The following is a 20,199-nucleotide window of genomic DNA, read 5'->3' on the forward strand; positions in this document are numbered from 1 at the left end:
GACATCACCGCCCCGCAGGACGATTTCTTCCGGATCGTCCTGCGGGGCGGTTGTCCTCCTGCCGGAGGAAGCTCAGGCGCTCGGGCGGCCGTAGGCCTCGAGCAGCCGCAGCCACACCTCGCTGAGCGTGGGATACGACGGCACGGCGTGCCAGAGGCGGCTGATCGGCACCTGACCGACGACGGCGATCGTCGCCGAGTGGAGGAGCTCGGCCACATCCTCGCCGACGAACGTGGCGCCGATGATCGTGCCCGCCTCCTCATCGACGATGGCACGGGCCTGGCCCCGGTAGTCGTCGGCGCGGGTGGCGGCCCCGGCGATCCACGAGAGGTCGTAGTCGAGGACCCGGATGCGGCGGCCCGCGGCTTTCGCGGAGGCCTCGGTGAACCCGATGGACGCCACCTCCGGATCGGTGAAGGTGACCTGCGGAACGGCGTCGTGGTCGGCCGTCGCGACGTGCGCGCCCCAGGGCGCGTCGTCGACGGCGGCGCCGGTCGCGCGGGCTGCGATGACGTCGCCCGCGGCGCGCGCCTGGTACTTGCCCTGGTGGGTGAGCAGGGCCCGGTGATTAACGTCGCCGACTCCGTACAGCCAGTCGGTCCCGGTCACGAGCATCGTGTCGTCGACGGACAGCCACTCGCCCGGGGTCAGGCCCACCGCATCCAGTCCGAGATCCCCGGTGCGCGGCACACGCCCGGTCGCCACGAGCACCTCCGCCGCGCGGATGCGGGTGCCGTCCGACAGCTCCAGCTCCTTCTCATCGCCGACGCGCTGTGCCGACACGACGTTCGTGTGGCGGAGGATTCGCACGCCCCGCTCCTCGAGGGCGCGGCCGACGAGCTCGCCCGCGAAGGGCTCGTTCGCTGCCAGCAGTGTGCCCCGCACGACGAGCGTGACCTCGGCGCCGAGATCCGCGTAGGCGGTGGCCATCTCCGCGGCCACCACGCCGCCGCCGATGATGGCGAGGGATGCGGGGATCTCCTGCGCGCTGGTCGCCTCGCGGCTCGTCCACGGCGCGATATCGGCGAGGCCCGGGGTGTCGGGAAGGAGGGCCGCGGTGCCCGTGCAGACGGCGACCGCGTGGCGGGCGGTCAGGCGGGTGACGGCGCCGTCGGCATCCGTCACCTCGACCTGCTTGACGCCGACGAGGCGACCGTGGCCGCGCACGAGGTCGATGCCCGCGCCCGTGAGCCACTGCACCTGCGAGGAATCGTTCCAGTCGTGCGTGAGCGTGTCGCGGCGCCGGAGGACGCCGGCGACGTCGAGGGCGCCCGACACGGCCTGCTTCGCGCCGTCGACGTCGCGTGCCTCGCGCAGCACGGCGCCCGCGCGCAGCAGTCCCTTCGACGGCATGCACGCCCAGTACGAGCATTCACCGCCGACGAGTTCGCTTTCCACGATGACGGCGGTGAGTCCGCCCTGCACGGCGCGGTCGGCGACGTTCTCGCCCACGGGGCCGGCGCCGATGACGATGAGGTCGTAGGTCTGCTCGCTCATGCTGCGACGCTACTCCGTCACGTCCGCCCTGGGCCCCCGCTTGCGCCCCCGCCCTCGCGGGTGTGCGTGTCCGCGCGTGGCCCGGCCCTGTGGCCCCGTTACCCGAGTTGCGTCGCATATGCGCAGATGCGCCACCTTTACGCAGATGCGCCAGAGAATGACTGGCGCATCTGCGTAAAGGTGTGGCGCCACCGGCCGCTGCGGGCGGTTCCGTCGCTCCGGTGGGGCCTGCGCTGCATCCGTTCTGGGTGCGAACGGGAAGCCCCGCATCCGCCACCATGCCAGTCACCTGGGCGGGCTCGGCTCCCCGCATCCGCGAGGCGGGCCCCCTCCGGTGCCGCGGATCCGCTACACCTTCACGCAGATGCGACAGTGAACGTCTGTCGCGGATGCGGAAACCTGTCGCATTTGCGCACATGCGACGCAACTTGGGCGGGAAGAGACGGCGCACCCCGTGCAGCACGCCCCGCGGACCCCGGCCCCCGGGCTGGGCCGCACGGGCACGGAGGCTGGGCCGGCGGCACGGGCCACGCTGCCGTGTCCGAAAACCGCGAGCCGGTGTCGGGGAGGCGTGACAGGCTGGGGACGTGCCCACCTCCGCGATGACCTTCGACGAGCGCTACCGTGCGATCGACGCGCGGGACGCGCGCTTCGACGGCCAGTTCGTCACCGCGGTGCACACGACCGGCATCTACTGCCGTCCCAGCTGCCCGGCGCGCACGCCGCGCGCCGAGAACGTCACGTTCTACCCGACGAGCGCCGCCGCTCATGAGGCGGGCTACCGCGCCTGCAAGCGCTGCCTGCCCGAGGCCGCGCCCGGATCGCCGGAATGGGACCTCCGCGGCGATGTCGCCGGGCGTGCCATGCGCCTCATCGCCGACGGCGTCATCGAGCGCGAGGGCGTGCCGGGGCTCGCCCGCCGGCTCGGCTACTCGTCGCGGCAGCTCGGCCGCATCCTCACCGCCGAGCTCGGCGCACCACCGCTCGCGCTCGCCCGGGCCCATCGCGCCCACACGGCACGGATGCTCCTCGTCGGCACGGACCTGGCTGCCGCAGACGTCGCCTTCTCCGCCGGCTTCGCGAGCGTGCGGCAGTTCAACGACACCGTCCGCGAGGTGTTCGGGATGACACCGCTCGCGCTGCGCGCGCGCCGGAGGTCCGAGAACCGCGCGACCCCCGGTGAGATCGATCTGCTCCTCGCGCACCGGCGTCCGATCGACGACGACGGCATCTTCGCGTGGATGACGGCCCGTGCGCTCCCGGGCGTGGAGACAGTCACGGCGACGACCTTCGCGCGCACCCTTCGCCTGGCCGGCGGAAACGCGTGGTTCGAGGTGCGCCGCGACGGAGACGCGCTGCGCCTCCGCGCCCGCCTTTCACAGCTCGCCGACCTGCCGCAGCTGGTCACGAGGGTGCGTCGGCTGTTCGACCTGGATGCGGATCCGCTCGCCGTCGATCAGGCGCTCGCAGCCCACCCCGAGCTGGCCGAGCGTGTCGCCGCGCTTCCCGGCATCCGCGTCCCCGGCGCAGCCGACCCGCACGAGATGCTCATCCGCGCGATGGTCGGCCAGCAGATCACCGTCGCCGCGGCGCGCACGGCCCTCGCCGCTCTCGCGCAGCACCTGGGGGAGCGGGTGCCCGCGCACGAGGGCACCGACCTGCTCTTCCCGACCATGGCGGCGATCGCCGAGCGCGGCGCAGAGGTGCTGCGCGGCCCCGCCGCCCGCATCCGGGCCATCGTGGGCGCCGCCGCCGCCCTCGCCGACGGCTCGCTCGTGCTCGACGCCGGCGGTGACGCCCACGATCAGCGCACGGCCTTGCTCGCGATGCCCGGGATCGGACCGTGGACCGCCGACTACGTGCGGATGCGGGTCACGGGCGATCCCGACGTGTTCCTCCCCGGCGACGTCGCCGTGCGTACGGGCGCCGCCCGGCTCGGGCTCCCCGCGGAGCCCCGCGCCCTGACCGCCTGGTCCGTCCGTGCCGCACCCTGGCGCAGCTACCTCACCGCGCACCTCTGGGCCGCCGTCGCAGCCGTGCCCGCGCAGATCCCCCGTCCCGCCCACCTCCCGAACGAGAGCCGCATCGCATGACCGCGCACATCGCCACCATCGCCACCCCCGACGGAGCGTTCACCGCTCTCGTCGACGATCGGCAGCGGGTCCTCGCCTCCGGCTGGAGCGCCGACCACGAGGTGATCGTCGCCCGCGTGCGCGCGGCGGATCGACCCGTGGGGATCGTCGAGGGCGCGGTCGACGCCCTGGATGCGGTGGCCGCGTACTACGGCGGAGACGTGCGGGCCATCGACGAGGTCGAGGTGCACCAGACGGGCACCGCGGGGCAGCTCGCGGGCTGGCGGATGCTGCGACGTATCGAGCCGGGGCAGCCTCTCACGTATGCGGAGTTCGCCGCGGCGCTGGGCAGTCCCCGCGCGGTGCGCGCCGCCGCATCCGTCTGCGCGCGCAACGCGCCGGCCCTGTTCGTGCCGTGCCACCGCGTGCTCCGCACCGGCGGCGGGCTGGGCGGCTTCGCGTGGGGCGTCGACGTGAAACGCAGTCTGCTCGCCCGAGAGGCCGCCTGATCCGCGCGTGGGAATGTCCGCGCGGAACTGATCGTTGCACTCAGGGAACACACAGCATAGGCTGGAGGGCTGTCGCGCGCACTCGCCGCGGCATCCGTGCACTCGAGGAGGACGATATGACTCAGGCATTCGCCATTGCGGTAATCCCCGCCGTCCTCGCGGTGCCCGCGCGCTTCGCGTAGCTGCCGCCCGCCGCCTCCGAGCGGCCTTCTCCCTCTCCGAGCCGCCGCACCTCTGCGTGCGACCTCATCCTTCTGCGGCACAGCTGTCGCACGCTCTCTTCGAGGATCATGAGTTCCACACCCTCTCGTTCGTCCACCGAGCCGTCCACGCTTCGCGCCCTCGCGAGGCTCCTGCCGTTCGTTCGTCCCGTGCTGCGTCCGCTCGTTCTCGGCGCCGTCAGCGCGCTCGCCGCCAGCGTCGTCGCCCTGATGATCCCGCTCGTGCTCGAGGGTGTCGTCGCGGGTCCGATCGCCTCCGCCGATCCGACGCAGATCCTCTGGGGCACGCTCGCCGTCATCGGGCTCGGGCTCGCCGAGGCCGCCCTCGTGTGGGGTCGTCGCTGGTTCGTGCTCGCGCCCTCGACCAAGGTCGAGTACGCCTTGCGCACCGGCTTCGCCGCGCGCCTGCAACGACTCCCCGTCGCCTTCCACGACCGGTGGCAGTCGGGTCAGCTGCTCAGCCGCATGATGCAGGACATCAGCCTCATCCGACGCTGGCTCGCCTTCGGCGTGATCCTGCTCGTCGTCAACGTGCTCACGATCGCGCTGGGGTCGGTGCTGCTGTTCCAGTGGCACTGGGTGCTCGGCACGATCTTCCTGCTGTGTTCGGCGCCCCTCTGGTACGCCGGGTACCGCTTCGAGAAGCAGTACGGGGTGCTCGCCCGCCAGAGCCAGGACCAGGCGGGAGACCTCGCGACCGCCGTCGAGGAGAGCGTGCACGGCATCCGCGTGCTGAAGGCGTTCGGGCGCGGATCCCACGCGCTCGCGAAGTTTGCGCGCCAGGCCGAGACGCTGCGCCGGACCGAGCTACGCAAGGCCACGGCCATCGGCCTGATCTGGTTCTGGCTCGTCCTGCTGCCCGAGATCGCCTTCGCGCTGTGTTTGGCGGCGGGGATCGTGCTCGCTCAGCTCGGCCAGCTCTCCGTCGCCCAGCTGTTCGCCTTCTTCGCGATGGCGACGGTGCTGCGCTGGCCCATGGAGTCGATCGGTTTCCTCTTCTCCTTCCTCCTGGATGCGCGCACCGCCACCGACCGCGTGTTCGAGGTGTTCGACGAGCAGGTCACGATCGACGACCCCGTCACGCCGGTCTCACTCGAGAACCCGCGGGGGCGGCTCGTGTTCGAGAACGTCCACTTCCGCTATCAGGACGCACCGGACGCACAGCGCGACCTGCTGGACGGCATCGACCTCGCCCTCGAGCCGGGCGAGACGATGGCGCTCGTGGGCCTCACCGGGTCGGGCAAGACGACCCTGACCACCCTGCCGACCCGTCTGTACGACGTGACCGGCGGGCGCGTGACGCTGGACGGCGTCGATGTCAGGGACCTCACCCTGGCCGAGCTGCGCACGCACATCTCGATGGCGTTCGAGGAGGCGACTCTCTTCTCCTCCTCCGTGCGCGAGAACGTGCTGCTCGGACGCGACGACCTGGATGCGGCGTCGCCGGAGGGCGAGCGCGTGCTGCGCCAAGCGCTGGAGGTCGCCCAGGCCGAGTTCGTCGAGCGTCTGCCTTCCGGCGTCGACACCGTGATCGGGGAGGAGGGGCTGAGTCTCTCCGGAGGCCAGCGCCAGCGTCTCGCCCTGGCCCGTGCGGTCGCCGCGCGGCCGTCGGTGCTCGTGCTCGACGACCCGCTGTCGGCGCTCGACGTCGACACGGAGGCACGCGTGGAGGAGGGGCTGCGTCGGGTCCTGGCCGACACGACCGCCCTCATCGTCGCCCACCGGCCCTCGACCGTTGCGCTCGCGGACCGCGTCGCCCTGCTGGAGGACGGTCGGGTCACGGCGGTGGGCACGCACAGCGAGCTGATGCGCTCCTCGGCGCACTACCGGCACGTGATCTCGAGTCTGGACGAGCAGGAGAAGGAGGAGGTGCGATGAGTACCGTCACGGGAACGAGCGGCGAAGACCGCTCCGACTACACCCGCGCCGAGAGCCGGGAGATCCGGCGCCGCTCGATGCGGCTGCTCGGCTCGCTCGTCGCGCCGCTGCGCGGCAAGCTCGTCCTGGCCGCTGTCGTGCTCGTCGTCTCGACGGCGCTGCGCGTGGTCGGTCCGGCGCTGATCGCATTCGGTATCGACAACGCGCTGCCGGCGGTGCTGGACGAGCTGGACTGGCTGCCCACGATCGGCGTGGTGGCCGTCTATCTCGTGTCCGGGCTGCTGGGTGCCGCCCTCATCGGGTGGTACGCGGTGGTCGCGGCACGCCTCACGCAGGCGGTGATGCTGGACCTCCGCACCCGCATCTTCCGCCACACGCAGCGGCTGAGCCTCGAGTTCCACGAGTCCTACACGTCGGGGCGGATCATCTCGCGCCAGACGAGCGACCTCGACACGATCCGGGAGCTCCTCGACGGCGGTCTCAACGAACTCGTCTCGGGTGTGCTGTTCGGTGCCTTCACGCTCATCGCGCTGCTGCTGCTGGACTGGCAGAGCGGGGTCGTGCTCATCGTCATGGGCATCCCGCTCGGCCTGCTCATGCGCTGGTTCTACCGCCGCTCGCAGATGGTCTACCGCGAGTCGCGCGTGATCAGTGCGAAGGTCATCGTGCACTTCGTGGAGACCATGACCGGCATCCGTGCGGTCAAGGCGTTCCGCAAGGAGAAGCGCGGCGACGTCGAGTTCGGCGAGCTGAGCGAGCAGTACCGCGACGTGAACATGCGCTCCATCCGGCTGTTCGGCACATTCGAGCCCGGGCTGATGGCGATCTCGACACTGAGTCTCGGTGCGGTCCTGCTCTTCGGCGGCATCCGTGTCGCCGGCGGGGCGCTGGAGATCGGTGTGCTGCTGGCCGCCGTGCTGTACGTGCGCAACTTCTTCTCGCCGCTGCAGGAGGTGGCGATGTTCCTCAACTCCTATCAGTCGGCCGCAGCGGCGCTGGAGAAGGTGTCGGGCGTTCTGGAGGAGGAGCCCACGGTTCCCGAGCCCGTGCATCCCGTCGCGCTGGAGCGCCCGCGCGGCGCCATCCGTTTCGATGACGTGGCGTTCGGCTACGGTGACGGGCGGGTCGTACTGCCCGACTTCTCGTTGGATGTGCCTGCGGGTCAGACGATCGCCCTGGTCGGTACCACGGGGGCGGGGAAGTCCACACTGGCCAAGCTCGTCTCCCGCTTCTACGACCCGACCCGCGGTGCCGTGACGCTGGACGGCGTGGACCTGCGGACGCTCGGTTCGGCGGATCTGCGCCGCGCGATCGTCATGGTCACGCAGGAGGCGTATCTGTTCAGCGGCACGGTGGCAGACAACATCGCGCTCGGAAAGCCGGACGCGACCCTCGACGAGGTGCGGGATGCGGCGATGGCCGTCGGCGCGCACGCGTTCATCGAGGCGCTGCCCGACGGCTACGACACCGACGTGAACAAGCGCGGCGGACGCGTGTCAGCGGGACAGCGCCAGCTGATCTCCTTCGCGCGCGCGTTCCTGGCGAACCCGGCGGTGCTGATCCTCGACGAGGCGACCGCTTCGCTCGACATCCCGAGCGAGCGCCAGATCCAGTCGGCTCTGGGGACCCTGCTCGCGGATCGCACGGCCATCATCATCGCCCACCGCCTCTCGACGGTCGCGATCGCGGATCGTGTGCTCGTCATGGAGCACGGGCGCATCGTCGAGGACGACGCGCCCGAGGCGCTCATCGGCGGCACCGGCACCTTCGCGCGCCTGCACGCCGCCTGGCGCGACTCGCTCGTGTGACGGTTCGGGATGCGGCGACCCGCCGCATCCCGAACTCACACGCGTGCGGCGAGGAACTCCGCCTGGGCGAACCACTGGTACATGAGACCGCCCTCGTGCTGGTTGTGGGGGTAGACCTCGATGTCCGCCTCGCCCGCGTAGTGGTTGCGGGCGGCGAAGACCGTCGAGGGCGGGCACGTCTGATCGTGCAGCGCCGTCGAGAACAGGGCAGGCGCCTCGGACCGGCGCGCCATGTTCACCCCGTCGAAGTACGACAGCGTGGTGAACACGCGCTCCTCGGTGTGGCGGTGCACCGCGAGGTAGCGCACGATCTCATGGTACGGATCCGCGTCCGTGAGCCCCACGGCCCGCTCGAAGTGGCAGAGGAACGGTACATCGGGCATGACCGCGACGAGTCCCTCGGACAGTGCGCCCGCGGCCAACGCGATCCCGCCGCCCTGGCTGCCTCCGCACACCGCGACGCGGTCGGCGTCGACGATGTCGAGCGTGCGCGCCGCATCCACCAGGCGCACCGCATCCGTGAACACGCGACGGTAGTAGTACTGCGCGGGATCCTCGATGCCGCGCGTCATGAAGCCGCTGACCGACGGGCCGGTGCCGTGCGGGTCGGGGGTGTCACCGCCGGTTCCCCACATGGAGCCCTGGCCGCGGGTGTCCATCAGCAGGTGCGCGTAGCCGGCGTTGGCCCAGCCGAGACGCTCGCCCGCGAGCCCTCGTCCGCCGCCGTAGCCGTTGTACTCGACGACGGCGGGGAGCGGCTCGTCCGCGCCGGCCGGCACGGTCAGCCAGGCCCGCACCGGCTCGCCCGCGTAGCCGCTGAAGGTGACGTCGTAGACGTCGACAAGGCTGAACGGCGACGCGACCCGTTGGTAGCGCACCTCCTCGCCCGCGGCTCGGGACGAGGCGATCGTCTCGGCCCAGAAGGCGTCGAAGTCTGCGGGCTCGCGCACCTCGGGCCGGTACTCGCGGAGGGCGTGCGGATCCATGTCGAAGCGCGGCATGAGCATCACGATAGGGGCATCGGGGTTCTCGCCGCGGCACCGCGGCCGGAGAATGGGGTGCTCATCCGTCGAGAGTGACGCGGTGGCCGCCTCCCGCCCCGTCGCTATGATCGCGATCGGGGAGGTGGGGCATGAGCAGCACAGAGACACCGACGGACGCGCAGCCCGAAACCGCAGTGTGGTGGGCGATGGATGCCGACCGTGTGGCGGCCGAGCTCGGCACGGACATCGGCGAGGGGCTGTCGGACGCGCAGGCGGCCAGGCGACTGGCCGAGAACGGCCCCAATGCGATCGCCGCGCCACCCTCGCCCCGCGCGGTGACCATCGCGCTGCGTCAGCTCGCCGACCCGATGAACCTCATGCTCATCGGCGTCGTCGTGGTCAGCATCCTCATCGCGCAGCCCTCCGTCGCCGTCGTCGTGGCCTTGCTCGTGGGCCTTAACGTGGTGCTCGGCACGCGGCAGGAGCTCGCGGCGCGTCGCAGCGTCGACGCCCTCTCCCAGTTGCAGATCCCCCAGGTGCGGGTGCTCCGCCAGGGCACGCTGCGCCAGACCGACGCGACGGACGTCGTCGTCGGGGATGTCGTCCACCTGGAGGCCGGCGATCTCGTCCCGGCGGACGGCCGCATCCTGCGCAGCGCGACCTGCGAGACGCAGGAGTCGGCGCTGACGGGGGAGAGCGCCCCGGTGCCGAAGGATGCGGGAACGCTGGCCGGCGCCGACGTCGCGCTGGGTGACCGCGAGAACATGCTCTTCCAGAACACGAGTCTCACGCGCGGGACCGCCGTGATGGTCGTGACGGAGACCGGCATGCGGACCCAGATGGGCCGTATAGCGGGGATGCTCACGGCCGTCGTCGGCACACGGAGCCCTCTGCAACGGGAACTGGACGGGCTCACGAAGGTGCTGGGACTCATCGCGTGGGGCGCCGTCGCGATCATGATCGTGCTGGGATTCGCCCGCGGCGAGTCGATCCAGACGGTCTTGCTCGTGGGGATCGCCATGGCGGTCTCCGCCATCCCTTCCGGGCTGCCGACCTTCGTGCAGGTGATGCTCTCGTACGGTGCCAAGCAGCTCGCCGAGCATCGGGCGGTCGTTAAGAACCTGAGCGATGTCGAGACGCTCGGTGCCACATCCGCGATCAACTCCGACAAGACCGGAACGCTGACGCTCAACCAGATGACCGCTCGCCGCCTCTACGCCCGCGGCCAGTGGTTCTCGGTCGAGGGCGAGGGATACCGCAAGGCAGGCGCCCTGCGTCATGCCGCGGGCCTCGAGGTGCCCGACTTCACGGCGCTCGCGTACGGGCTGTGCCTCAACAGCGACGCGACGGTGTCGGATGCGGGCACGGTGGTGGGAGATCCGACCGAGGCAGCCCTGGTGGTGCTCGCGGCCAAGCTCGGCGCCGATGCCGAGGAGACGCGGCGACTGTATCCGCGCGTGGCGGAGGTGCCCTTCGACTCGGCGTACAAGTTCATGGTGACCTGCCACGACGTGCCGTGGGACGGCGCCGGCGCGTTCGTCGCGACCATCAAGGGCGGACCGGATGTGGTCCTCGATCGCTGCGGCCACGCGCTGACCGCGGAGGGGGTCGTGCCCATCGCGGACGCGCGCGACGACATCCTCGCGGCCAACGCCCGGCTCTCGGGCGAGGAGCTGCGCGTGCTGGCGTTCGGCTACCGCATCCTGAACGACGAGCGGGAGGCGGCGATCGCCGATCCGATGGCCTTCGCGGACGACTTCGTGTTCGTGGCACTCGTCGGCATCGTCGATCCCCTGCGCCCCGAAGCGATCGAGGCGGTGCGGATCGCGGCGGGGGCGGGCATCGAGGTGCGCATGATCACCGGGGACCACGCCGTCACGGCGGCCGCGATCGGCGACGAGCTGGGCCTCGGCCCCGGCGCCATCAGCGGCTCGGAGCTGCGCGAGCTGAGCGATGCGGAGCTGTCGGCACGCCTGCCCGAGCTGCACGTGTTCGGCCGCGTGACTCCGGAGGACAAGCTGCGGGTGGCACGCCTGCTTCAGGAGCGCGGTGAGATCGTCGCGATGACCGGCGACGCGGTCAACGACGCCGCGGCCCTCAAGCAGGCCGACATCGGTGTCGCCATGGGCTCCGGGAGCGAGGTCACGAAGCAGGCCGCGCGCATGATCCTGACGGACGACGACTTCGGCACCCTCGTCGAAGCGATCCGGCTGGGTCGCGGCATCTACGAGAAGATCGTCGGCTACGTCCGGTACCAGATGTCGACGCTGTTCTCGCTCGTTCTGCTCTTCCTGGCCGCCAGCGTCCTCGACATCAACAACGGCGTGCCCCTCACGCCGCTCATGGTCATCTTCCTCAGCACCTTCATCACGTTCTTCCCCGTTCTGACCATCACATTCGGACCCGACCCGGACGGAATCATGTCGCGACCGCCCCGCGACGTGCGTCAGACGCTCGCGAACCGCGGCTCCATCACGCAGTGGCTCGTGTACGGCGGCAGCATCTTCGTCACCGCGCTGGCCGCGCTCCTGCTGGCGCCGGGCGAGGCGCGCACCGCCGAAGCGTCGGTCCCGGTCACGATGACGTTCGTCGTCATCAGTCTGGGTTCCGTGCTGGCGGGGATGGCGATGCGGCGGGACCCCGCATCCGGATTCACGGCGCCATGGGCGGACGCGCTCAAGTGGATGTGGATCCCCGTCGCGTTGACCGTCGTCTGCGTCGAGGTCGGCTTCGCCCAGAACCTGCTGATGACGACGAGCCTGAGCGGCGGCGAGTGGTTGCTGGCGCTCGCGCTCTCGGTGATCCCCGCCGTCGTGGTGGAGGCGGACAAGGCCCTGCGTCGTGCCCGCGCCCGGCGCTCCTGACTCGCGTGCGGCGCGCGCTCGCGTGCGGCACCGTACGTCGAGCGGCACCGTACGTCGGAGATTCGGGTGAATGTCGGAGGATGCGGGCTGAAACCTCCGACATCGGGGTCGCTCTCCGACGCGCGTGCGCTCAGCGGACCAGGTGCAGGCCGGCCGCGACGGCGCGGGCGACCGTGCGCTCCACGCTCGGCCAGTCGTAGACGACCTGGGCGTACCCGAAGCGCAGCACGGTGTACCCGCGCAGCCGCAGCTCCGCATCATGGGCGATGTCGCGCCCGCGCTGGGCGGCGCCCTGATGATGGGCGAACCCGTCGAGCTGTATGACCAGTCGATCGCCGATGAGCACATCGACGCGGTGACCCGCGACGACCGCTTGTTGCCGGATCGGCAGTCCCCACGGGCCCAGCCGGACGACGAAGAAGGTCTCCAGCCCGGAGTCCGACAGCCCCGTCACCTCGCGCGCGAGGGCGGATGCGGCGGGCGAGCGCCATCGCACGAGTCGTAGCGCCTCCACCGACAGTCCCTCCGCCCGGACGGCGGATTCCCACACGATGCGCGCGGCCTCGGGCGCCAGGCACGCCGCCACGTGCCGGAGAGCGTCCTCCACGGACTCCACCAGCGCGAATCGGCCCGCAGGCGCGACGGGCACGCTCCAGTGCGCGATGGTTCCGGCGGGGACGTCGCCGGAACGCCCATGCGGCGGCAGATGCAGGTGCAGGGCGGGGTCGACCAGCGGGGGCAGCCACCATCCCCGATGGCGCGCGGCGGACACGCATGCCACCCGCCCACCCGCCGTCGCGGCGGCGGCGAGATCGGCGGGCGCGGCATCCGTGGCGATCCACGCGCGTCGCAGGATCCGGATGCGGCCGGTCGCGGCGTGCGCGCGCACCTGACGGGCGTCATAGCCCGCGTCTGCGGCAAGGGCGCGGTGGGCCACGCCGCCCTGCGTGCGCAGCCAGTCCTCGAGCGTCATCCCGCCAGCATCCACGGCGTGCGCCGCAACGCGGGTTGCTGCGGCGCAGGATGTGCGCGACACGCAGCCGGGCGGTCGCGGGGGAGGGAAGGGCGCTCGATGCTTCCGGTCGGAGATTCCCCTTCGCGTCGGAGGATTCCGGCCGGAACCTCCGACATCCGGGCAGATCTCCGACGCGCGCGCAGCGCCACGCCGCAACTCCGACGCGCGCGCAGCGCCCACCCGGATGCGGCGGCGACCGCGCCGAGCGCGCGGCCGCGTCAGAGAGCGATGCGCGCGACGACCTCGCCGAACTCGGTCTCGCCGACGGGCTCGAAGCCGACGCGGCGGAAGAACGCCTCAGGGCCGCCCTCGCCCGCCTCGTAGATGACGTCGACGTGATCCATGCCGCGTTCGCGCGCCTCGTTCATGAGACCTTCGATGGCGAAGCGTCCGATCCCCTGGCCCTGATCGTCGGCGTCGACGTTGATGCGCCACAGAACGGAGCGGAACCACTCCTGTGTCTCGTGCTCATCGAAGTTCGCGCTGACGAACCCGACCACGTCCTCGCCTGCGAGCACGACGCGCTGCCAGCTGGTGCGCGGATCGATCACGGTCGCCGCGACCCCATAGCTGACCGGGGCGAGGAACTGTTCCTGCCCGGGTTTGAGTGACATGTTGTTCACGGCGACGATCGTCGCGGCCGACAGCTCTTCGAGGCGCAGTTCGGTCATGGTCACAGGCTAATGCCTGGCGCCCGCCTGCGGGGAGGGATGCGGGCCGTGTGAACCCGGCGATGCGGATGCCGTGAGAACCGGGCCGGGTGAAGGGGGAGATATCTCGACATCGAGATAATCGGACCGGGTGCGATAGGCTGGCGGCTGACCCTCGACGCCTCTATGGAGAGACAAATCCGTGCCTGATTCCACGATCATCTACACGCACACCGACGAGGCTCCGGCGCTCGCCACCGCATCCTTCCTTCCCATCGTCCGCGCCGTCGCCGGCCAGGCGGGGGTCGAGATCGCGACGCGCGACATCTCGCTCGCCGGTCGCATCCTCGCCGCCTTCCCGCAGCAGCTCACCCCCGAGCAGCTCGTCGGCGATGCGCTCGCCGAACTCGGCGCGCTCGCGACGCTGCCGGAGGCGAACATCATCAAGCTCCCGAACATCTCGGCATCGATCCCGCAGCTCAAGGCCGCCATCGCCGAGCTGCAGGCTCAGGGCTATGACATCCCGGACTACCCCGACGAGCCCAACGGCGTCGAGGAGGAGAGCGTCCGCGCGCGCTACGACAAGATCAAGGGCTCGGCGGTCAACCCGGTGCTCCGCGAGGGCAACAGCGATCGCCGTGCCCCCGGCGCGGTGAAGAGCTACGCGCGCAAGCACCCGCACCGCAACAAGGCGTTCGCCGAAGGCTCGAAGACCCGCGTCGCGACTCTGGGGCACGACGACTTCCGCTCGAACGAGATCTCCTGGGTCTCGCCCGATGACGACACCCTCACCATCCGTCACGTGGATGCGGCGGGCACCGAGACCGTGCTGAAGTCCGGCCTCAAGGTGCTCCCGGGCGAGATCGTGGACGCCACGTTCCTGTCGGCGGCCGCGCTGGACGCCTTCCTCGCCGAGACGCTCGAGACGGCCAAGGCCGAAGACGTGCTGTACTCGGTGCACCTCAAGGCGACGATGATGAAGGTCAGCGACCCGATCATCTTCGGCCACGTCGTGAAGGCGTTCTTCGCCGATGTGTTCGCCCGCTACGGCGACCAGCTCGCGGCCGCGGGGCTCACGCCCAACGACGGTCTCGGAGCGATCCTCTCCGGGCTCTCGGGTCTGGAGAAGGGCGACGAGATCGCCGCCGCGTTCGAACAGGCGATCGCGTCGGGTCCGCGCCTGTCGTACGTCAACTCCGACAAGGGCATCACGAACCTGCACGTGCCCTCCGACGTGATCGTCGACGCATCCATGCCGGCGCTCATCCGCAACGGCGGAAAGCTGTGGGGCGTCGACGGCGGCGAGGACGACACGCTCGCGGTCATCCCCGACTCGTCCTACGCCGGCGTCTACCAGGCCGTGATCGAGGACGTCATCGCGCACGGTCCGCTCGACCCCGCCACGATCGGCACCGTCCCGAACGTGGGACTCATGGCGCAGGCTGCCGAGGAGTACGGCAGCCACGACAAGACGTTCGAGATCGCCTCCGCCGGTGTCGTCCAGGTCGTCACCTCGGCGGGTGAGGTCGTGCTCGAGAGCGCGGTCGAGGCCGGCGACATCTGGCGGGCCACGCAGACCAAGGACATCGCCGTGCGCGACTGGGTGAAGCTCGCCGTCACCCGCGCCCGCGCCACCGGCGTGCCCGCCGTGTTCTGGCTCGACGAGGGCCGCGCGCACGATGCCCAGCTCATCGCCAAGGTGCGCACCTACCTCGCGGAGCACGACACCGAGGGTCTGCAGATCGAGATCCTCGCGCCGACCGACGCGACGCTGTTCTCGCTCGAGCGCCTGCGCGCGGGGCAGGACACCATCTCGGTGACCGGCAACGTCCTGCGCGACTACCTGACGGATCTGTTCCCGATCCTCGAGGTCGGCACGAGCGCCAAGATGCTCTCGATCGTCCCGCTGCTCGCGGGCGGTGGACTCTTCGAGACGGGCGCCGGCGGCTCCGCGCCCAAGCACGTGCAGCAGCTGCTGGCCGAGGACTACCTGCGCTGGGACTCGCTGGGTGAGTTCTTCGCTCTCGCCGCGTCCTTCGAGCACTTCGCGACCTTCACCGGCAACGTCCGCGCGCAGGTGCTCGCGGACACGCTGGATGCTGCGACCGGCACCTTCCTCGAGAACGACAAGTCGCCCGGTCGTGCCCTCGGCACCATCGACAACCGCGGCAGCCACTTCTACCTGGCGCTCTACTGGGTGCAGGAGCTCGCCGCGCAGTCGGCGGATGCGGAGCTGGCCCGAGTGTTCGCGCCGATCGCGCAGGAGCTCGCGGCGGCCGAGGAGACGATCGTCGCCGAGCTGCTCGCGGTGCAGGGCAAGCCCGTCGAGATCGGCGGCTACTACCACCCGAGCCCGCGTCTGGTCGAAGAGGTCATGCGTCCGTCCGCGACCCTGAACCGCATCATCGACGCGATCTGACGTCGCACGAAGAAGGGGCCGGATGCATCCGCATCCGGCCCCTTCTTCGTCTGTGCGACTCAGTAGTGGACCGAGACCTCTGACCCCTTGGACAGGAACTCGTAGGCCCAGGCCGCCTGATCGATCGGCATGTTGATGCAGCCGTGGCTCATCGGGCTGCCGAAGTTGTTGTGCCAGTACGTGCCGTGGAAGCCGATGTCGGGGGCGAAGTACGTGACCCACGGGACATCCTTCGTGCAGTAGGTCGAGGTGGGCGTGCAGCCCATGTCCTGCATGCGCACGTGGGCGAAGACGGTGAACTCACCCGTCGGCGTGGCATTCGCACCGAGGCCCGACGAGATCGGCCAGCTGTTCACGACCTGACCGTTCTCGTAGAAGGTCGCCCGCTGCGTGCTGAGGTTGACGTCGGAGTAGCGGTGGAGGGCGGTCGTCGTGAAGGGAGCCTCTGTCACGGGCAGCTGGTAGGCGGCGTCGCCGGCGGCGAGCTGAGCGGCGAAGTCGTCGGCCACCTGGGAGGTGTCGCCGAGCGTGCGACCCACCGCGCCCGGCGTGAGGTCGCGGAGGACATCGCCCGCGGCGTTGGTCACGACGGTGGCGTCGACGGGCGCGCGGTCGACGAGGGGAGCCAGCGTGTCGACGGTCTTCTGGATGGCGTCGGCATCGGCCGAGAGGGTCAGCCTGCCGTCTTCGGTTCCGAGCTTCAGCCAGGATGCGGCCAGTGCGCGGTCGACGGGAACAGTGCGCTCGTCGCCGACGTAGAAGCCGATCGTGTCGAGGATGCCGTTCAACCGGGTTACCGAGGTCTCGGCATCCGCGGTCGTGATGGCGGCGTCCACGGGCACGATGGAGGCGTCGATCGTGGTGCTCCCCCCTCCCGAGGAGAACGCCTCGGTGAGGGCCGTGCGCACCTGGTCGAGGTCGATGCCCTCCCCGGCCGTCGCCGGCGTTGAGACGTACGAGGCGGTCGCCGCGTCGAAGGTCACCGTCGCATCGGTGGGGTCGGTGTAGGCGCCGGGGGCCGCCTCGCGGAGCGCGTCGGTGGCGACGGCGGGATCGAGCGTCACGTCGGCGACGAGCGGCTCGGAGTTCCATTGCGTGACGTTCCAGAGCGGGTGGGCGTCGAAGGCCTGCTCCGCGATCGTGCGCGCATCGATCGAAGCACCGAGTTCGGCGCCGGTCACGGTGACGTCGCCGTCGGGGGTGTTCAGCACGACGGTGGCGCCGGCGAGGCGGGAGGACAGCGCGTCGGCCGCACCGCCCACCGTCATGCCGCCGATCGGGACGCCGGCGACGGCCGTGCCGGGCGCGATGAGAACGAGAGACGCCGTGACGGCGGCCACCGCGAGCACGCCGGAGGGGATGCCGATCCAGAGCCCGAGGTGGCGCTTGCGCGGCTTGGGCTCTTCGGGGGCCCACGCGTACACGGGCGTCGTGCCGTCGCCGGACCCGGCGTCGGTGTCGTCCGCCGCCGTGTCGTTCTGTGCGTGCGGTCCGGTTGCCAGATCCGTCACACCATCACCCCCGTGCATCGTGTGCTGTGTCTTCCCAGGGTACGCGAGCAAATCTGATAAAGGCGTGGTCAGTGTCCGATCTCCGACAACGTTCCGATCACGGCCTCGTGTAACAGTCGTGTGACGAGCGCGCAGAGTGCTTGCATCATGTTTGTTCGTAAGGTGTACTAACAAACATGACTGCATCGGAAGTGCAGCGCGGCTCTTCCCTCTCGGAGCCCACGCACACCCACACGACCTCTCGCGGCGCCTTCGCGCCCGGACGCGTCCTGCGCGCCGGAGTGAAGGTCCTGCCCGAGCACGCACGCGGACACAACCGCTCGCTCGTGCTGCAGACGCTCTTCCACCGCGGCGCGATGAGCCGTGCGGACCTGTCGCGGGAGACCGGGCTCACCCGCGTCACGATCTCGGACCTCGTGGCCGAGCTGATCGGCGATGGATTCGTGGTCGAGAAAGGGATGCGCGAGGGCAGCCGCCCCGGCAAGCCGGCCATGCTCGTCGACGTCGACCGCGCCGGTCACCGCATCATCGGACTGGACCTCTCCGGCAGCGACGTCTTCATCGGTGCGGTTCTGACCCTCGACGGCGACATCGTCGCGCGCGCCGAGACCCCGCATCCCGCCGCCGCATCCGAGGTCCTGGCCGCCGTCATCTCGCTCGCGGAGCGCCTCGTGGCCGAGGCGAAGGCTCCCGTCCTCGGCATCGGCGTCGGCACTCCCGGCGTGATCGACGACCGCGGCATCGTGCTCACGGCCCCGAACATGGGGTGGGCCGGATTCGACCTCGAGGGTGTGCTGAGTGAGGCGCTTGGGCTCGAGGTGCTCGTCGCCAACGACGCCAACGCCGCCGTGCTGGCGGAGTACACGTTCGGCGGCTCCGGCGACGATGTGCTGCTGGTGAAGGTCGGCAGCGGTGTCGGCTCGGGCCTGCTCGCGGGCGGCCAGCCGATGCGCGGCAGCCGCTTCGCCGCGGGTGAGATCGGTCACGTCACCGTCGGCACCGACGGCGGTCCGCTCTGCGCGTGCGGCAAGGTGGGCTGTCTCGAAGCGTGGCTCTCCGTGCCGGCGCTGACGGCCAGAGCGGATGCGGCGGCCCCCAGCGAGCGCGACACGGTCCTTCGCGACGCCGGAGAGCGCCTCGGTATCGCGCTCGCCCCCGTCGTGGGTGCGCTCGACCTGTCGGAGATCGTTCTCTCCGGCCCCCCTGAACTCCTCGGCGGTGTGCTTGCGCAGGCCACCGCCGAGGCCCTCCGCACGCGGACACTCGCCCCCTTCCACGAGGGCGTCCGGGTGCGGATGACGGAGCAGGGCCAGGACATCGTCCTGCGCGGTGCGGCCGTCATGGTGCTGTCGGCGACGCTCGGCGTCTCCTGACATCACCTCCCCGTCAGCGCCGCCGGCGCTCACGGTCTCATCATCAAGAACAGAGGACAGCACATGAAGAAGTTCCTCCCAGCCGTCGCCCTGATGGGCGCATCGGCGATTGCGCTTGCCGGATGCGCGGGGACAGGAGGCGGCTCGTCGAGCGGCGGCAGCGCGGAGATCCGTGTCTGGCTCGTCGGAACCGACACCCCTCAGGATGCCCGCGACTATCTCGTGAAGACGTTCGAGGACCAGAATCCCGGTTCCACGCTGGTCATCGAGGAGCAGCAGTGGACCGGACTCGTCGACAAGCTCACCACGAGCCTGTCGTCCAACGACAGCCCCGACGTGGTCGAGATGGGCAACACCCAGGCTCCGGCGTTCACCTCGAGCGGAGCACTGCTGAGCCTCGGCGACATCGAGGACGAACTCGGCGGCTCGGACCTGCTGCCCGGATTCGTCGAAGCGGGAAGCTGGGACGGCGACCTGTACGCCGCGCCCTACTACTCGGGCTCACGGGTCGTCTTCTACAACACGGCGCAGTACGCGCAGGCGGGTGTCTCGGTGCCCACGACCCTCGACGAGTACGTGTCGAACGGCGTGACCCTCGCGGCGGCCCTCCCGGGTGTCTCGGGCGTCTACTTCCCCGGCAAGGACTGGTACAACGGCCTGCCCTTCATCTGGGAGAACGGCGGCGAGGTCGCTGTGCAGGAGAGCGACGGCAGCTGGGACGCCCAGCTGTCCAGCCCGGAGTCGATCGCCGGCCTCGAACAGGTGCAGGAGCTGATGACGAAGGCGTCTCTCGCGCCCAAGGACGGCGACGAGACCGAGGGCTGGGTGCCCTTCCGCACCCAGCAGTCCGCGACCTACTCGGCGCCCAGCTGGGCGTACTGGTCGATCGTCGCCGATGAGGACAAGCAGGCGACCGCGGTCGCCGAGACGACCGGCGAGTTCGCTCTCCCCGGCGCCAAGGGCGGGGCGGCGCAGGTGTTCGCGGGCGGCTCCAACGTCGGCATCGCGGCCAAGTCGAAGAACCCCGAGCTGGCGAAGTCGGCGCTGGAGATCATGCTGAGCGACGAATACCAGACGATCCTGGCCGAGGCGGGTCTCGTCCCTGCGAAGACGTCGCTGGGCGACAAGGTCGCCGCCGCCACGCCCGAGCTCGCGTCGGTCATCGCGTCGGCTGCGGCGAACGCCAAGCTCACGCCGGCATCGCCGAACTGGGCGGATGTGGAGGCGAAGGGCATCATGCAGGACCTGTTCGTCAACATCGCCGGCGGAGGCGACGTCGCCTCGCTCGCCGCCGCCGCCGACGAGCAGATCGAGTCCATCCTCAACGGCTGATCCACCCCCAGCGACGAGTCGAGACTCGTCCGTCGTCTCGGCTCGTCGCTGCGTTCTTCGTGGGGTG

At 70.6% G+C, this 20,199-nt stretch carries 13 protein-coding genes; 8 read left to right on the forward strand and 5 right to left on the reverse strand.

The window, feature by feature from the left end; genetic code table 11:
• Positions 1-72 precede the first annotated feature (72 nt).
• Positions 73-1,497, reverse strand: a complete 1,425-nt coding sequence (locus EHF32_RS00320) for a dihydrolipoyl dehydrogenase family protein (protein ID WP_137416265.1) — start codon at positions 1,495-1,497, stop codon at positions 73-75.
• A 602-nt stretch (positions 1,498-2,099) separates the two neighbouring features.
• Here EHF32_RS00320 and EHF32_RS00325 point away from each other — a divergent pair.
• From EHF32_RS00325 to EHF32_RS00340, 4 genes are all read left to right on the forward strand, one after another.
• Positions 2,100-3,590 carry an AlkA N-terminal domain-containing protein gene (locus tag EHF32_RS00325; RefSeq protein ID WP_137419052.1) on the forward strand — a complete coding sequence of 497 codons (1,491 nt, stop codon included), beginning with the start codon at positions 2,100-2,102 and terminating at the stop codon, positions 3,588-3,590.
• Positions 3,587-4,078 (forward strand): methylated-DNA--[protein]-cysteine S-methyltransferase, encoded by a 492-nt coding sequence (locus tag EHF32_RS00330; RefSeq protein ID WP_137416266.1) that lies wholly within the window; start codon positions 3,587-3,589, stop codon positions 4,076-4,078. Before EHF32_RS00325 ends, EHF32_RS00330 begins: the two co-directional genes overlap by 4 nt.
• A 290-nt stretch (positions 4,079-4,368) precedes the next feature.
• Positions 4,369-6,177 carry an ABC transporter ATP-binding protein gene (locus tag EHF32_RS00335; protein WP_137416267.1) on the forward strand — a complete coding sequence of 603 codons (1,809 nt, stop codon included), beginning with the start codon at positions 4,369-4,371 and terminating at the stop codon, positions 6,175-6,177.
• Complete coding sequence (locus tag EHF32_RS00340) at positions 6,174-7,985, forward strand: ABC transporter ATP-binding protein (RefSeq protein WP_137416268.1); 1,812 nt, start codon at positions 6,174-6,176, stop codon at positions 7,983-7,985. Before EHF32_RS00335 ends, EHF32_RS00340 begins: the two co-directional genes overlap by 4 nt.
• Positions 7,986-8,020: 35 nt before the next feature.
• Here the strand turns inward: EHF32_RS00340 and EHF32_RS00345 are convergent, their stop codons facing one another.
• Positions 8,021-8,986 (reverse strand): acetylxylan esterase, encoded by a 966-nt coding sequence (locus EHF32_RS00345; RefSeq protein WP_137416269.1) that lies wholly within the window; start codon positions 8,984-8,986, stop codon positions 8,021-8,023.
• 131 nt (positions 8,987-9,117) lie between these two features.
• Between EHF32_RS00345 and EHF32_RS00350 the strand changes: the two genes are divergently transcribed.
• Positions 9,118-11,832 carry a cation-translocating P-type ATPase gene (locus EHF32_RS00350; protein WP_137416270.1) on the forward strand — a complete coding sequence of 905 codons (2,715 nt, stop codon included), beginning with the start codon at positions 9,118-9,120 and terminating at the stop codon, positions 11,830-11,832.
• Positions 11,833-11,962: 130 nt separating this feature from the next.
• On the opposite strand, the gene EHF32_RS00355 is transcribed toward EHF32_RS00350, so the two are convergent.
• Both EHF32_RS00355 and EHF32_RS00360 read right to left on the reverse strand, forming a co-directional pair.
• Positions 11,963-12,805: an endonuclease domain-containing protein gene (locus EHF32_RS00355; protein ID WP_137416271.1), complete on the reverse strand. Its 843-nt coding sequence runs from the start codon at positions 12,803-12,805 to the stop codon at positions 11,963-11,965.
• 260 nt (positions 12,806-13,065) lie between these two features.
• A complete protein-coding gene (locus EHF32_RS00360) occupies positions 13,066-13,518 on the reverse strand; it encodes a GNAT family N-acetyltransferase (RefSeq protein WP_137416272.1) in 453 nt (150 codons plus the stop codon).
• Between the two features lie 181 nt (positions 13,519-13,699).
• Here EHF32_RS00360 and EHF32_RS00365 point away from each other — a divergent pair, with 181 nt between their 5' ends.
• Entirely contained in the window at positions 13,700-15,916 is a 2,217-nt protein-coding gene (locus EHF32_RS00365) for an NADP-dependent isocitrate dehydrogenase (protein ID WP_137416273.1), read from the forward strand.
• 59 nt (positions 15,917-15,975) lie between these two features.
• Here EHF32_RS00365 and EHF32_RS00370 read toward each other — a convergent pair whose 3' ends face one another.
• Positions 15,976-17,427 (reverse strand): L,D-transpeptidase family protein, encoded by a 1,452-nt coding sequence (locus EHF32_RS00370; protein WP_137416274.1) that lies wholly within the window; start codon positions 17,425-17,427, stop codon positions 15,976-15,978.
• Positions 17,428-17,603: 176 nt separating this feature from the next.
• On the opposite strand from EHF32_RS00370, the gene EHF32_RS00375 reads away from it, so the two are divergent.
• Positions 17,604-18,800 carry an ROK family transcriptional regulator gene (locus tag EHF32_RS00375; protein WP_137416275.1) on the forward strand — a complete coding sequence of 399 codons (1,197 nt, stop codon included), beginning with the start codon at positions 17,604-17,606 and terminating at the stop codon, positions 18,798-18,800.
• 63 nt (positions 18,801-18,863) lie between these two features.
• On the forward strand, positions 18,864-20,132 hold the full coding sequence (locus EHF32_RS00380) for an extracellular solute-binding protein (RefSeq protein ID WP_137416276.1): 1,269 nt from the start codon (positions 18,864-18,866) through the stop codon (positions 20,130-20,132).
• The last annotated feature ends 67 nt before the right edge of the window (positions 20,133-20,199 follow it).

Source organism: Microbacterium sp. RG1 (genome assembly GCF_005347485.1).
Taxonomy (GTDB): Bacteria; Actinomycetota; Actinomycetes; order Actinomycetales; family Microbacteriaceae; genus Microbacterium; species Microbacterium binotii_A.

What these genes read in the sequence shown, in the direction of transcription:
- EHF32_RS00375 (WP_137416275.1), top strand. Translation starts at nt 17,604, where the DNA reads ATGACTGCATCGGAAGTGCAGCGCGGCTCTTCCCTCTCGGAGCCCACG.
- EHF32_RS00345 (WP_137416269.1), bottom strand. Translation starts at nt 8,986, where the DNA reads ATGCCGCGCTTCGACATGGATCCGCACGCCCTCCGCGAGTACCGGCCC.
- EHF32_RS00320 (WP_137416265.1), bottom strand. Translation starts at nt 1,497, where the DNA reads ATGAGCGAGCAGACCTACGACCTCATCGTCATCGGCGCCGGCCCCGTG.
- EHF32_RS00380 (WP_137416276.1), top strand. Translation starts at nt 18,864, where the DNA reads ATGAAGAAGTTCCTCCCAGCCGTCGCCCTGATGGGCGCATCGGCGATT.
- EHF32_RS00335 (WP_137416267.1), top strand. Translation starts at nt 4,369, where the DNA reads ATGAGTTCCACACCCTCTCGTTCGTCCACCGAGCCGTCCACGCTTCGC.
- EHF32_RS00340 (WP_137416268.1), top strand. Translation starts at nt 6,174, where the DNA reads ATGAGTACCGTCACGGGAACGAGCGGCGAAGACCGCTCCGACTACACC.
- EHF32_RS00350 (WP_137416270.1), top strand. Translation starts at nt 9,118, where the DNA reads ATGAGCAGCACAGAGACACCGACGGACGCGCAGCCCGAAACCGCAGTG.
- EHF32_RS00360 (WP_137416272.1), bottom strand. Translation starts at nt 13,518, where the DNA reads ATGACCGAACTGCGCCTCGAAGAGCTGTCGGCCGCGACGATCGTCGCC.
- EHF32_RS00330 (WP_137416266.1), top strand. Translation starts at nt 3,587, where the DNA reads ATGACCGCGCACATCGCCACCATCGCCACCCCCGACGGAGCGTTCACC.
- EHF32_RS00325 (WP_137419052.1), top strand. Translation starts at nt 2,100, where the DNA reads ATGACCTTCGACGAGCGCTACCGTGCGATCGACGCGCGGGACGCGCGC.
- EHF32_RS00355 (WP_137416271.1), bottom strand. Translation starts at nt 12,805, where the DNA reads ATGACGCTCGAGGACTGGCTGCGCACGCAGGGCGGCGTGGCCCACCGC.